Genomic DNA, 12,271 nt, shown 5'->3' on the forward strand with positions numbered 1-12,271 from the left:
ACTGGCGTCAAAGGGGAGAGTACCGCCTACATGCTTACTTATCAGTGCCCGGCGTGCGGGGAAATCTCAAAGCTCAGCGACGCCCGATCCGACACAAAATCCAAACCCTTTTGTGTAGAGGGCACCATGTGATTGGTGTGGATGTACCAGGTCTTGGCGGTGGTCACCTGGAAACTGGCTTGGCCTTGGGCATCGGTGCGCAGGAGCGTAGCGCTACCGTGCCCACCCTTGACCGGTGCGTCAGCACGATGACCGACGTACACGCGTAGGTTGGGCACTGGCGTGCCCTGCTGCAGCACCTGGAACGACAGCTGTTCGCCGACCTTCACGCTTCCAGGATTGCGGGCCAAGCGGATCTCCAGCGGATAGCCCAGCGAGGCAGCGAAATCGTCGGTCAGTTTTGTGCCCACCTGTCCAATGGTACGAGCATGCTTGGTATAGCTATAGGTGACCCCTTTGGGAAACTTGCTCGCATCATAGGTGGCCAGGGTATCGGGCAAGTCTTCCAACTCCAGGTACTTGCCGAACTCGCTGGCCGTACGCGTGCTGGTGGAGGCCATCGTCGAGACCCCCAGCAGATAGGTGCCCTCGCCCGCCGGATGCACGGTGAGCTGGCTCTGCTTGCCGACCTCTTTCCAACTGGCCAAGTCCGGTGCAGCCTTAGCGCCGCCCTGACTCAGCGAAACGTCCTGTAGACGCGCTCGGGTGACTGCACCTGCACTTTCATCGAAGGTGCCATTGTTCACCAACGCTGTGTTCGCCTCGCCCGCTGCGGTGCCAGGCTTGGAGAAAGCGACAAACAGGTCGTGCGCACCGGCACTGCCGGCCACAGCGAACAGCAGTAGTGTGGCGGATAGTTGCGTGTTTCTCATGATGTGTAGCTCCTCGTGATCGTGGCTTACCAGTGGTAACCAAAGCGCACGTTCCAGCGACGACCCAGCAAGTCGTACGTCATGGTGTCGGTGTCGGTGTTGGGGTTGTTCTTCACGAACGGCGCCTTCTTATCGAGCACTTTTTCAACGCCGGCGGAGATATCCCATTTCTTCTTGATGCCGTAGCTCAGTTGCAGGCTGTGGTACACCACGCTGGACACATGCGAGCCGATCGTGTCGGGCACGGCGATGATGTCGTCCGCGCTGCCGATGTACTGCGCCGAATAGACGCCGGTCCAACGGTTCTTGCCCATACGCAGTGAGCCCAAGCCACGCCACTGGGTGTAGCTACCCAAGCCGCTGGTGATCTTGCCGGCGTACTCAATGGTGGTGGCCCCGGGCGTGAGCGCCCCCAACCCACGCGGGGTGAGTCTGGAGGTCCTGGAAGCCCTGCTGGATCTGGTCATGGCCTCGGGCAAGGTACGTGTGGTCGACGTGGCGGAACTGTGTCCGCCCCTGGATCCGGATCAAGCCACCGCACGTGTGGCCGCGCGTTTGATCCACCGAATGGTCAGTGCGCAGGCTCAGTGAAGTGATATCGGCTGGCAAAAGGCAGTGAGCTAATGGGAACGCTCAGCCAGCAACTGCTTCATTTGCGCGATCTCCTGTGTCTGCGAGGTAATAATGTCCTGGCAGAGCTTCACCAACTCAGGATCCTTCAGACGATTCTCCTCACACATCAGGATGGCGCCAGCGTGGTGGGGAATCATCGAACGGATGAACTGCTTGTCAGTGACCGCTGCTTGAGTGCGAATGCCCCACCAGCAGAACAGCATGAACGCCACCGTCAGACCAGCCAGAATCAGATTGCGTCGGCGATCGGGGTACATGCTGGACATTAGCCACAGCTCGATCAGCAGCATGGGAGCGGCCATCAGGCCCGCCATGTAGAACTGGTTCACGTTGTTATAGACGTTAGCCCACTGATCGACCATTGCGTACATCAATGCGTACATGGCCACGAAAGACAGGCCCATCATCAACAACAGGCGGCCGTAATGGCCTTGATGCCCTTGTTGTGCCTGGTGGGCAGGTTGGTGTGAGGCGTGCGGTTTTGCGTGCTGGGACTGCGGGTCTTGCGCGTTTTCGTGCGTACCGTGCGAAGAGGACATAACAATCTCCGTGGGAATGGCAGAACGGCGGAAGAACCCGGGAACTGTTGGAACAGCTCCCGGGCTGAGAACACTTACATACCCTTGCCGGCAGCGAATTCCTGCGGGCTCAGCTTGCCATCTTTGTTGCTATCGAGCATGCCAAAGTGCGGCGCCAGCTTGTGCTTGGCCAGTTCTTCCTTGGACAGCGAGCCGTCCTTGTTGGCATCGAGCTTGGTGAAATCGGCATCGGCCGCCGCCGGCTTGTGCTGACCGTGGTCGGTGGTGGGCGTGGTGGTCTGGCCGCCGGCGAAGGCCGCGCCCGCCATCAGGAACAAGGCCATCATCGAGAGGGAGGCATAACGCTTCATTGCAGTACTCCTTGTGGGATATGAGCCATCAGTGACAGGAATGGCCGCGCGCAGGCTCATCGGCGCGGTCAGGGTGGGGGGTGGCAACAACGGTGGAGCCGGACAAACGCAGGGCATTGGTGACCACCGAAACCGAGCTCAGGCTCATGGCCAGGGCCGCCATCATCGGACTGAGCAAAAGGCCGAAGCTGGGATACAGCAAGCCGGCGGCGATAGGCACGCCGATGGCGTTGTAGACGAAGGCGAAGCCCAGGTTCTGCTTCATATTGGCCACCGTCAAAGACGAGATGGCACGGGCTTGCACGATGCGCCTCAAATCACCCTTGACCAGGGTGAGCTGGGCGCTGGACATGGCCACATCCGTGCCCGTCCCCATCGCGATGCCCACATCGGCTGCCGCCAGGGCCGGCGCATCGTTGATGCCATCGCCAGCCATGGCCACGCGACGACCCTGGGCTTTGAGTTGCTGGACCAGGTCGGCCTTGTCCTGCGGCTTGACGCCACCACGCACATCCTCGATGCCCAGCGTGCGCCCCACGGCCTCGGCCGTCGCCTGTGCGTCACCGGAGGCCATCACCACGTGCAGGCCATCGGCACGTAGCAGGTTCAAGGCAGGCAAGGTCGTGGCTTTGATGGGATCAGCCACCGCAATGGCGCCGGCCAACCGACCATTGACCGCCAGGAACATCACGCTAGCGCCTTCTTTCCGAAGACGCTCGGCGCTGCTTTGCAAAGGTGCTACATCGGCGCCAACCGACGCCATCAGGCTTTGGTTGCCGAGCACGACATCCTGATCGGACACGCGCCCGCGGACGCCTTGGCCGGTGAGCGAATCAAAATCTTGGGCGGCCACCAGGTTCAAGCCACGTCGCTGGGCTTCAGCCACGATGGCCTCGGCCAAGGGGTGCTCACTGCCCTGCTCCAAGCTGCCGGCCAAACAAAGGATCTGATCGGCGTCGAAGCCGGCGTTGGAGAGCGTGTCGCGAAAGGCTGGACGCCCCTCGGTCAACGTACCGGTCTTGTCCACGATCAACGTGTCGATCAGACGTAGCTGCTCGATCGCCTGAGCATCGCGGAACAGGACCCCGACCTGCGCAGCGCGGCCAGTGGCGACCATGATCGACATGGGGGTAGCCAAACCCAAGGCACACGGGCAAGCAATGATCAGAACCGATACGGCATTGAGGACGGCAAAGGTCCAGGACGGTTCGGGTCCAAACAGACCCCATCCGAAGAACGTGAGCACCGCCGTGGCCAGCACGGCCAGGACAAACCAGTACGCCACCTTGTCCGCCATACGCTGCATCGGCGCGCGGGAGCGCTGGGCTTGGGCTACCAACTGCACAATCTGCGCCAGTACCGTCCCGGATCCGACTTTGTCCGCCCGGATGACTAAGGCGCCCGTCCCGTTGAGCGTGGCGCCTATAACGTGATCACCGACAGCCTTCTCCACCGGAATGGGTTCACCGGTCAGCATCGACTCATCGACACTGGCGCGGCCTTCGATGACTTCCCCATCGACCGGCACCTTCTCGCCCGGTCGTACGCGAAGCAGATCACCCACGTGCACGTGATCCAGCGCAACGTCCTCTTCGCCCCCATCGGGTTTGACGCGGCGAGCCGTCTTGGGCGCCAATCCCAGCAGGGACTTGATGGCCGCCGAGGTTTTGGAACGCGCCCGCAGTTCCAGCAGCTGTCCGAGCAGGGTGAGCGAGACGATGACCGCTGCCGCCTCGAAGTAGACCCCTACCCGTCCATGCTCGCGGAAAGAGTCCGGAAACAGGTCCGGTGCCACGGTGGCCACCACGCTGTAGCCAAACGCGGCGGCCACGCCGATGCCGATCAGCGTCCACATGTTGGGGCTGCGATTGCCGATGGACTGTAGGCAGCGCTCAAAGAAAGGCCACCCCGCCCAGAGCACCACCGGGGCGCTCAGCACGAGCTCAATCCAGGTGCGCGCCTGCGTGGACAAGCCGGGCAGACGGTGTCCCAGCATGGCCAAGACCAGGACGATCAACGTCAAAGGCAACGTCCACCAGAACCTTCGGGTGAAATCGCGTAACTCTGGATTGTCGTCCTCCTCCAGCGAGGGCATCTCCGGCTCCAGCGCCATGCCGCAGATCGGACAGGTGCCGGGACCTGGCTGACGAATCTGCGGATGCATCGGGCAGGTGTAGACCGTGGCGTGGGTACCGCTGGGTTGGGCCACCGCTGCTGGGGCGGTCACTTCAACTTGCTGGGGAGCATCGTCCGTATAGCGGACGGGATTGGTGATGACCCGTCCATCCGCAGCCTCGACAGGGGCTGCGCCTGCAGAATGGTGATGGTCATGGGACGACGGTGAGTTCATGCCGATGCTCGCTTTAGTGGGGATGGACTGCCAAGGCAGTGTGCCATTGCGGGTTACACAGCTATTCGGGGCTGAGCGTCCCGAGCACTGAAACAACAATCAGGATCAAGATGGCCAGCGCGGCCTCAGCCGTAACACTCTGCCGCAAAGCCCGCACCTCCTGCGCGGGATCTCCGCTGGTCAGCGCTCGTTCCAAGCGCGGCACCAGCGTCCATCGGTGCAGCGCTCCCAAACCCAGCATTCCAGCGAACAGGGCCAGTTTGAAAAGCAGCAACTTCCCGTAGGTGCTCTGGAACAGGGCCGAAAACGACCACGCGGTGAGATCCCCGTAGTGCGCGATGCCGGACACGATGAGCGCACCAACGAAGATCGTTCCCAGCGTCGAAAAACCATGCAGAAAGTCATGCGTTGATCGCAGACGCCCGCTGCCGTTCGTCTCTTTGCCGCGCAGCAGCATGGCAAGGAACATCAGGACCGCTGCGATCCAGCCGCCTGCCGCGAGAAGATGGACGATGCCTGCAGCAAGCCGGACCGCGCCTGCCAAGCCCTCGCCAGCGGCGGCGTGGCCGTTCCATGCCAGCGAAGCGAGTGCGCCGCCCGCCAGCATCGCCCCCAGCGGGAAGGCGGTCTCCACCTTCCCGCGGCGACGATGCCATCCGAGCACGAACATCAGGGCGACCAGCAGCGCGCCTCTCGCCATGGCTGCCCGGCCCGCGGACGTCTCGAGCAGATACCAGCCAAGCGATGCGCGATCAACCTCGGCAAGCGGCATTCCCATGATGCCCGCGGTCTTGAAGACGACATCGAGCCCGGTGAGCACGAGACCGGCTACGGCACCCGCCAATAGAACGCCCATGAGTGACCACCCGGCCAAGGCGTCGGCGAGTGCCGATCGACGCGACCCGTACCAACCGAAGAGTGGAACCCCGAAAAGAACCATGATGACAAGGTATTCCAAGAATCTCAGTGCATAAGCCGACAGGTCGAACATTCGCGACTCCTCAGCGCACCGTGAAGCTGAAGCTGCCCGGCATGGGGTGGTTGTCACCACCGACGGCGCGGTATTCCACGGTATAGACGCCCGGAGCCAGCGGTCCAGGCAACTTGGCACGCAGGGTCTTGCCGTTGTTGACGATCTCGGTCGTGAAATTCTCGATCGGCATGGTGGAACTGCCGTGCTTCATGAGCAACTTGAGACGCGACGCCCGCGGAATCAATGTCTCGTTGAACACGAGATCGATCTGGCCTGGCGAGGCCACCACCGCATTTGCCGCCGGTGTGGACTGCTGCAGCGCGGCGTGGGCGTGCGCGACCTGCAGCGAAAACTGCCCGGCCGCGATTGCGAGGACGAGCGCGAAGGAGCGAATGACGTTGGACGACTTCATATGGATAAATCCTCATTGGAATGTGATGCAAAGCCCGTTCGGGAGGGGCCGCGCTGTGTTCGATGCGACAAGCGTTAGATGTCGGACTGTCACTGAAACCACGATTTGTCGGATTTTCTTGATACTTCCGCTTTCGCGAGACGAGGATCCCACCGGCTCAGGCGGGATCCTCGACGCATTACGCTGCCATGGCGCTGCAGCTTTCCGCGCAGCGGCGACAAACTTCGGCGCAGCGCGTCATCTCAGGGTCGTTCATGGCGTCGCATGCATCGGCGCACTGGCGGCAGATCTCCGCGCAGGCACCGCAAACCACGTCGTGAACGCTGGCACCGCGCAGCATCGCGTCGGCACTGGTTGCGCAGGTATCGGCACACGTCGCCAACAGGGCGATGTGCTCCGGGGCCGCGTGAACACCTCCTTTGGTCAGGCAGTAGTTGATGGTCTCCAGGCAGATCGCATGGCATTGCGTGCAGTTGTCGATGCACTCGTTCATGGCCTGGGGCCGGTGTGCTGCGGAATGGTGAGTCATGTAGTTCTCCTTCTTCCTCGCGGGCGAGAATCGGCGCGCCCGCAACACCGTCCCCTGTTGCTGCGACGGATCAGTGCTGTGCGAACGGTTCAGTGGTTCCGTCGCGATGGATCAGCTCGACCGTGAACGGCTGCTGGCGTCCCTCCGGGACCTCCATGCCCGGAGAACCAAGCGGCATCCCTGGGAGGACCAGGCCGCGTGCGTTCGGCTTTTCTTCGAGGAGACGCTTGATGTCCGCGGCCGGAACGTGGCCTTCGATGACGTATCCGCCGATCTCGGCCGTGTGGCAGGAGCCCTTTGCATAGGGGACACCCAACCGCTCCTTGACCAGACCCAGGTCATCCATGTCGTGCGCATCCACGGTGAATCCCGCCTTCTGCACGTGGTCGATCCAGACACCGCAGCACCCGCAGGTCGGGGTCTTGTGGACGGTCATGCGTGGCAGGGCTGCTGGAGTCGCGTCGGCTGATTGGACGACAACCTGTGCGGAGGGCGAGGTTGTGGGTTGCGCGGATGAAGCATCCTGGGTGCAAGCACCCAGACCAGCCACGGCAAGGACCACAAAAGTCAGACGGTGCAATGTGAGCGTAGTCATTTCAATCTCTCGACTCAGCGCTTGGTCCGCGAGGACCAGTGGATGTGGACGATCCGCCAGCCGTCCGCGGTCTCCTTCAGCACCATCGTCTCGTCGCTCTGGACGGTCAGTGGCTGGCCGTCCTTCTGGGCATGCAACTCGCTTTCGGTTCCGACCCACGCGAACTCGCCAGCGGCTCGTGCGCGCTGACGGAGCAGCTGGCGATGGGCGCCCTTGAGGAACGCCGCATCGCTGACTGCGTGATGGCCCATGTATTCCTCGCGGCTGCGTTCGGCGCCCCCGGACTCGAGGATGAGAACGTCGGCAGCGAGCAGGGCTTCGACCGTGGCCAGATCGCCGCTAGACAGGGCCCTGTTGAAACGCTCCGCTACGGCGACCGCGGCCTCTGCAGTGACTGGGACGTCGACGTCCGCAGATGCCGCGGCAGCGGGGTGATGTGCGTGCGGCTGTGTCGCCTGCGCCATTGCGGGGGACACGACGGCCAGTGCCAGTGCGAGGGTGAACGAGATTGCTGTTGCGTTCATTGCGTGGGCTCCAAGGAGATCAATGGGTGTGCGCATGGCCGTCATCGGCCACGGGCGTGTGTGGTGCAGGGTGCGACTCCACCTTGCCGTCGGGATGGCCGTGGCTCACCAACCCGACTTCCGTGTCGCTGGGTGTCGGGCCGTGGTGATCGTCGTCCACGCCCGGCGGGTGCGCATGCGGCATGGAGTTGTTGCCCGGCTCGAATAAGGCAGGGTGATCCTCGGCCTTTTCGTCGTCATGGTGGCCTTGCGTCTCGCCGCCGCCATGCGAATGGCCCTCGCTGCTGTCGACAAGTTCCTTGTACGCAGTCGCGTCCAGCGTGGGCAACTTCTGCAGGAAGGCCGACATGTTCCATATGAACTCATCGTCCATGCTGCCGCCCCAAGCGGGCATGCCGCTGGCCTTGATGCCGTGCTTGATCACCCAGAACGCCTCAGCTGGAGCGACCGGCTGTTTGCTTAGGTTCGGTGGCGCGGGGTACAGGCCCTTGCTCATCTCGGTGGCCGCCGCGTCTGGTGAAAGATGGCAGGTCACGCACATGGCGTTGTAGTTGCCCGCACCCTGGCGGATACGCTCAGGATCATCAAGGTTCGTGGGTAGCTGAAGCTTGGCGGCGCGCACCTCAATGGAACGCTCGCGCGCCGTTTCAAGTAGCGCATACACCGGGCGACTATGCGGATCGTCGGCGGCCACGTTGTACACGCCCAGAGAGACCGTGGCGGTTGCGACCACCGCAACCAATGCCACGCCGGCACCGAGCCATACCCACATCTTTTTGTTGGATTTCATTGTCAGTTCCCCTTAGAACCAGGTACGAAGGCCGATGACCAAGCGCGTGTCTTCAAAGGACTCGCCATGCTCGCGTCGCATGTCTGCGGTATTGCCAAACGCGCGCTCGTACACCACGCCGATGTAGGGAGCGAACTTTCGGGTGAACTCATAGCGAAGTCGTAGCCCCGCCTCAGCGGCACTCAGACCCGAACCTATCCCGCGCAATGGATCGTTCTTGCCATAGGCGGTGACTTCCACCAGCGGCTGCAAGATCAGCCGGTTGGTTAGCAGCAATTCGTACTCGGCCTCGACATTGGCGGCAGTCTGGCCCCCTTCGCCGAGATAGGCTGTGGCGGACACTTCGAACTTCATCGGCGCCAAGCCCTGCACACCGATAGCGGCGAAGTTCTGCGATGCCCCAGGCTTGAAGTCATGCCGCACACCGGCCACCACATCCCACCACGTGGAGATACTGCGGCCGTAAAGCACTTCCAGATCAGCCGACTCGGTCTGACCATCCGTGCGTTCGCCTTCACTGCGGAGCCAGACGCGATTGAGGTCCGTACCGATCCAGCCCTGGCCCTCCCAGCCCAGCCCGGTGCCCGGATCGGCATCCCAGGTTTCCAGGCGATTGAGCAGCACGTAGCTCTTGATCGAGTTGTCATGCACCGGATGCGCGTGTTCCGGCGCGATGGCCGCCTTGCGATCCGCGTCCGTCACCGCGGGAATCGGGGTGCGCGGCTGCGTTGGCGCTGCAGGCCCGTGTCCCATCTGACTGTGGTCCATGCCCTCCATCGATTGCATTCCCGCTTCTGGTGTAGCGGGCGCGGGCGAATCATGGCCCATCTGCGAATGGTCCATCCCCTGCATCGCAGGCGTGGCCGTGCCGGAGGTGTCGGCTGCAGCGGGCTGTGCCATCTGACTGTGATCCATGCCCTGCATCGACTGCGCCTGCGCTGTGGGCGCCGCAGGTGTGCTCGCGGGCGAGCCGTGCCCCATCTGCGAATGGTCCATGCCCTGCATGGCAGGCTCGGCTGCGTTAGCCTGCGGCTCGGCGGTGCCCATCGCCGCATGATCGATCGTCGCTTCGCTCGTCTTGGCCGGTGTTGCAGGCTTTTGGGCTGGCGCAGGTTTTGATGTCGGTGCCTGATGTGCAGAGTGATCCTGAGTCTGGGTCTGCGCGCCCTGCTCCATCTGCATGGAGCCGTGCTGCATAGATTGGGCGCTGGCCGCATTGGCCAGGGCCAGCGAGATAGCCGTCAGCGCAGTCAGGGTGGTATCGCGTCTATTGATGTTCATTCGTCGACCCTCACCGTGCGCATCATTCCGGCTTCCATGTGATAAAGCAGGTGGCAATGGAACGCCCAGCTGCCCAACGCATCGGCACGCACGCGATACGTGCGTCGGCTACCTGGCGGCATATCCACCGTGTGCTTGCGCACCATGAAGTTGCCGTTGTCGTCCTCCACGTCACTCCACATGCCGTGCAAATGGATGGGATGGGTCATCATCGTGTCGTTAACCAATACGATGCGCATACGCTCGCCGTAGTTCAGCCGCAGCGGCTCGACATCGGAAAACTTCTGACCGTTGAAGCCCCAGGAGAATTTCTCCATGTGTCCGGTCAGATGCAGCTCGATCTCGCGACCGGGGTCGCGTCCGTCAGGGTCTTCAAAGGTGCTCTTGAGCATGGAATACGTCAGCACATGACGGCCGTTATCGCGCAGGCCATTGCCCGGATCATCCAAGCGCGAACTCACGCTCATGGCTTGGTTGTCCAACAGGGGATTGTTGGTCTCGCTAGCAGGGTGTGATTGCATGCCCCCGTGCTGCATGCCTGCCATGGCACCATCGCCGGCGGCGGGCATCGCATGGCCTGCATGGGCCGAGGTCGCGTTACCGCTGACAGGTGGGGTCATGCCAGGCATGCCCATGGCCGCACCACAGCCGCCTTCCATGCCCTTGCTGCCGCCAGACATATCCATCGACCCATGATCCATGCCCATGTCTGCCATCGTCAGCAGCGGCCGGGGATCCACAGACGGAACGGGCGCGCGTAATCCTTCGCGCACAGCGAGCGTGCCGCTGATGTAGCCGGTGCGACCGGAGTCTTGGGCAAAGATGGTGAATGCGTCCTGCCCGGAGGGCTCCACGATCACATCGAAGGTTTCTGCTACCGCGATGCGGAACTCGTCGACGGAAACCGGATGGACATACAAGCCATCTGCCGCCACCACGGTCATCTTCAGCCCCGGAATACGCACATCGAAGTACGTCATGGCAGAGCCATTGATGAAACGCAGGCGCACCTTCTCGCCACTGCGGAACAAACCGGTCCAGTTGCCCAGTGAGGTCGTGCCGTTCATCAGGTAGGTGTAGGTGTTGGCGTTGACGTCGGACAGGTCCGTGGGCGTCATCCGCATCACGCCCCACATCTTGCGATCTTCCAACGTGGCCGACAGGCCGTTGCGCTTCACATCGCGCGCAAAATCGCCGACCGTGCGCTTGTAGTAATTGTCATGGCCCGGCATCTTCTTCAAACGATCGAACAGGGCCGTCGGGTCCAGGTCTGTCCAATCGCTCAGCATCACGACGTAGTCGCGATCGAAACTGAAGGGCTCCGGCTCCAATGGGTCGATGACGATCGGGCCATAGAGCCCGGCTTGTTCCTGGAACCCTGAGTGGCTGTGGTACCAGTAGGTTCCGCCCTGATGCAGGGTGAACCGGTAGTGGTAGGTCTCACCACGTCCGATACCGTCAAAGCTCAGACCCGGCACGCCGTCCATGTTGGCCGGCAAAATGATGCCGTGCCAATGGATGGAGGTGTCCGCGCCATGGATGGAGTTAGCGGGCAATGCATTAGAGACGCGCAAGTTGACCGTGGTGCCTTCCCGCCACCGCAGCAACGGCGCCGGAACGGACCCGTTGACCGTGATCGCGGTGCGGGTCTTGCCGGTGAAGTTCATCGGCGTCTCGCCAATGGTCAGGTCAAACTCAGTGCCCGATAGTACGTTGGGTTGTCCCGGCCCCTTGAGCGCCCAACTGGCTTTGGGCCAGAAACCTAATCCTGCGACTGCGCCTCCCAAGGCCAAGCCTTGGACAAATCGCCGCCGCGAAGGCAGCAGCGGTCCACCGCGTGGACCACGAAAATCATCATGCGACATGAAAATGCTCCAAGCGTCGTGTTGCCACCGGCGGGCGGTGGTACAGAGCGGGCGGCTGGCCTAAACAGGCATGCAAGCCACACCAACGGCGCCATTGCGGCGCCTAGGGACGCTTAGCCGATCGGTGGTCGGATCAGATGAGGCAAGGCAGGTGCCGCATGCCCTAGGGGCAGCGGCATGACATCCAGGCCCAAGGCCAGTTGCACCGAAACATGCAGGCGCGCAGGAAGTGCGCTCGCGCAAGCGTGTACGCAGGCGCACCGGCACGCAGAAGACTTGCAACAGTCGGGACCGGCATGGTCGCCATGCCCAGTGCCAGCCTTTTCAATCGATGTGGCATCGGGATGATGCTCAGCACTGTGATGGGCGAAGCAGTCTTCGTCGACTTGCACCGCGGCAGCCACTTCGCTGGCCTGCTCTTCCATGACCGGGTTCATACTGACGGACGCAAACGCCGACCACGCGCCGTTAAGCACGAGCATGGTGATCAGGAACAGTCGCAGTAGAAGTGAGGAGGCTGACACGGGCGACATGGTATATCACTTTAGACAAGGCGCG

15 protein-coding genes are annotated in these 12,271 nt (G+C 62.3%); 1 reads left to right on the forward strand and 14 read right to left on the reverse strand.

Features of this window, described 5'->3' with window-relative positions; all coding sequences use genetic code 11:
• Nucleotides 1–41: 41 nt before the first annotated feature.
• On the reverse strand, nt 42–872 hold the full coding sequence (locus VG543_RS04360; RefSeq protein ID WP_049452571.1) for a DUF4198 domain-containing protein: 831 nt from the start codon (nt 870–872) through the stop codon (nt 42–44).
• A 26-nt stretch (nt 873–898) separates the two neighbouring features.
• Nucleotides 899–1,339, reverse strand: coding sequence for a TonB-dependent receptor (locus tag VG543_RS04365; RefSeq protein WP_229298439.1), 441 nt, complete (start codon nt 1,337–1,339; stop codon nt 899–901).
• On the opposite strand from VG543_RS04365, the gene VG543_RS04370 reads away from it, so the two are divergent.
• Nucleotides 1,257–1,463: an arginase family protein gene (locus VG543_RS04370; RefSeq protein ID WP_005413410.1), complete on the forward strand. Its 207-nt coding sequence runs from the start codon at nt 1,257–1,259 to the stop codon at nt 1,461–1,463. The genes VG543_RS04365 and VG543_RS04370 overlap by 83 nt on opposite strands.
• Nucleotides 1,464–1,492: 29 nt before the next feature.
• On the opposite strand, the gene VG543_RS04375 is transcribed toward VG543_RS04370, so the two are convergent.
• The 12 genes from VG543_RS04375 to copL form a co-directional block, all read right to left on the reverse strand.
• A complete protein-coding gene (locus tag VG543_RS04375; protein WP_031269107.1) occupies nt 1,493–2,044 on the reverse strand; it encodes a DUF305 domain-containing protein in 552 nt (183 codons plus the stop codon).
• A gap of 74 nt (nt 2,045–2,118) precedes the next feature.
• On the reverse strand, nt 2,119–2,394 hold the full coding sequence (locus VG543_RS04380) for a hypothetical protein (RefSeq protein ID WP_005413412.1): 276 nt from the start codon (nt 2,392–2,394) through the stop codon (nt 2,119–2,121).
• Between the two features lie 28 nt (nt 2,395–2,422).
• A complete protein-coding gene (locus VG543_RS04385; protein ID WP_024957401.1) occupies nt 2,423–4,558 on the reverse strand; it encodes a copper-transporting P-type ATPase in 2,136 nt (711 codons plus the stop codon).
• A gap of 247 nt (nt 4,559–4,805) precedes the next feature.
• On the reverse strand, nt 4,806–5,735 hold the full coding sequence (copD, locus tag VG543_RS04390; RefSeq protein WP_017354978.1) for a copper homeostasis membrane protein CopD: 930 nt from the start codon (nt 5,733–5,735) through the stop codon (nt 4,806–4,808).
• Between the two features lie 10 nt (nt 5,736–5,745).
• The gene (gene copC, locus VG543_RS04395; RefSeq protein ID WP_005413416.1) at nt 5,746–6,129 is read right to left on the reverse strand and encodes a copper homeostasis periplasmic binding protein CopC; all 384 of its coding nucleotides are present in this window, start codon (nt 6,127–6,129) and stop codon (nt 5,746–5,748) included.
• A 178-nt stretch (nt 6,130–6,307) separates the two neighbouring features.
• On the reverse strand, nt 6,308–6,658 hold the full coding sequence (locus tag VG543_RS04400) for a four-helix bundle copper-binding protein (RefSeq protein WP_012480213.1): 351 nt from the start codon (nt 6,656–6,658) through the stop codon (nt 6,308–6,310).
• 70 nt (nt 6,659–6,728) lie between these two features.
• Nucleotides 6,729–7,253 (reverse strand): DUF411 domain-containing protein, encoded by a 525-nt coding sequence (locus VG543_RS04405; protein WP_024957403.1) that lies wholly within the window; start codon nt 7,251–7,253, stop codon nt 6,729–6,731.
• A gap of 14 nt (nt 7,254–7,267) precedes the next feature.
• Nucleotides 7,268–7,777, reverse strand: a complete 510-nt coding sequence (locus VG543_RS04410) for a nuclear transport factor 2 family protein (protein ID WP_031269112.1) — start codon at nt 7,775–7,777, stop codon at nt 7,268–7,270.
• Between the two features lie 19 nt (nt 7,778–7,796).
• Complete coding sequence (locus VG543_RS04415; RefSeq protein WP_012480216.1) at nt 7,797–8,567, reverse strand: c-type cytochrome; 771 nt, start codon at nt 8,565–8,567, stop codon at nt 7,797–7,799.
• Nucleotides 8,568–8,579: 12 nt separating this feature from the next.
• Nucleotides 8,580–9,848 carry a copper resistance protein B gene (locus VG543_RS04420; protein ID WP_423177860.1) on the reverse strand — a complete coding sequence of 423 codons (1,269 nt, stop codon included), beginning with the start codon at nt 9,846–9,848 and terminating at the stop codon, nt 8,580–8,582.
• On the reverse strand, nt 9,845–11,713 hold the full coding sequence (locus VG543_RS04425; RefSeq protein WP_012480217.1) for a copper resistance system multicopper oxidase: 1,869 nt from the start codon (nt 11,711–11,713) through the stop codon (nt 9,845–9,847). The genes VG543_RS04420 and VG543_RS04425 overlap by 4 nt, the downstream gene beginning before the upstream one ends.
• A gap of 113 nt (nt 11,714–11,826) precedes the next feature.
• On the reverse strand, nt 11,827–12,246 hold the full coding sequence (copL, locus tag VG543_RS04430; RefSeq protein WP_076738343.1) for a transcriptional regulator CopL: 420 nt from the start codon (nt 12,244–12,246) through the stop codon (nt 11,827–11,829).
• Between the last annotated feature and the right edge of the window lie 25 nt (nt 12,247–12,271).

The organism is Stenotrophomonas sp. CASM101 (assembly GCF_049384845.1).
Taxonomy (GTDB): Bacteria; Pseudomonadota; Gammaproteobacteria; order Xanthomonadales; family Xanthomonadaceae; genus Stenotrophomonas; species Stenotrophomonas hibiscicola.

Coding starts and splice junctions, on each gene's coding strand:
- VG543_RS04360 (WP_049452571.1), bottom strand. CDS start 872: ATGAGAAACACGCAACTATCCGCCACACTACTGCTGTTCGCTGTGGCC.
- VG543_RS04370 (WP_005413410.1), top strand. CDS start 1,257: ATGGTGGTGGCCCCGGGCGTGAGCGCCCCCAACCCACGCGGGGTGAGT.
- VG543_RS04365 (WP_229298439.1), bottom strand. CDS start 1,339: ATGACCAGATCCAGCAGGGCTTCCAGGACCTCCAGACTCACCCCGCGT.
- VG543_RS04375 (WP_031269107.1), bottom strand. CDS start 2,044: ATGTCCTCTTCGCACGGTACGCACGAAAACGCGCAAGACCCGCAGTCC.
- VG543_RS04380 (WP_005413412.1), bottom strand. CDS start 2,394: ATGAAGCGTTATGCCTCCCTCTCGATGATGGCCTTGTTCCTGATGGCG.
- VG543_RS04385 (WP_024957401.1), bottom strand. CDS start 4,558: ATGCATCCGCAGATTCGTCAGCCAGGTCCCGGCACCTGTCCGATCTGC.
- copD (WP_017354978.1), bottom strand. CDS start 5,735: ATGTTCGACCTGTCGGCTTATGCACTGAGATTCTTGGAATACCTTGTC.
- copC (WP_005413416.1), bottom strand. CDS start 6,129: ATGAAGTCGTCCAACGTCATTCGCTCCTTCGCGCTCGTCCTCGCAATC.
- VG543_RS04400 (WP_012480213.1), bottom strand. CDS start 6,658: ATGACTCACCATTCCGCAGCACACCGGCCCCAGGCCATGAACGAGTGC.
- VG543_RS04405 (WP_024957403.1), bottom strand. CDS start 7,253: ATGACTACGCTCACATTGCACCGTCTGACTTTTGTGGTCCTTGCCGTG.
- VG543_RS04410 (WP_031269112.1), bottom strand. CDS start 7,777: ATGAACGCAACAGCAATCTCGTTCACCCTCGCACTGGCACTGGCCGTC.
- VG543_RS04415 (WP_012480216.1), bottom strand. CDS start 8,567: ATGAAATCCAACAAAAAGATGTGGGTATGGCTCGGTGCCGGCGTGGCA.
- VG543_RS04420 (WP_423177860.1), bottom strand. CDS start 9,848: ATGAACATCAATAGACGCGATACCACCCTGACTGCGCTGACGGCTATC.
- VG543_RS04425 (WP_012480217.1), bottom strand. CDS start 11,713: ATGTCGCATGATGATTTTCGTGGTCCACGCGGTGGACCGCTGCTGCCT.
- copL (WP_076738343.1), bottom strand. CDS start 12,246: ATGTCGCCCGTGTCAGCCTCCTCACTTCTACTGCGACTGTTCCTGATC.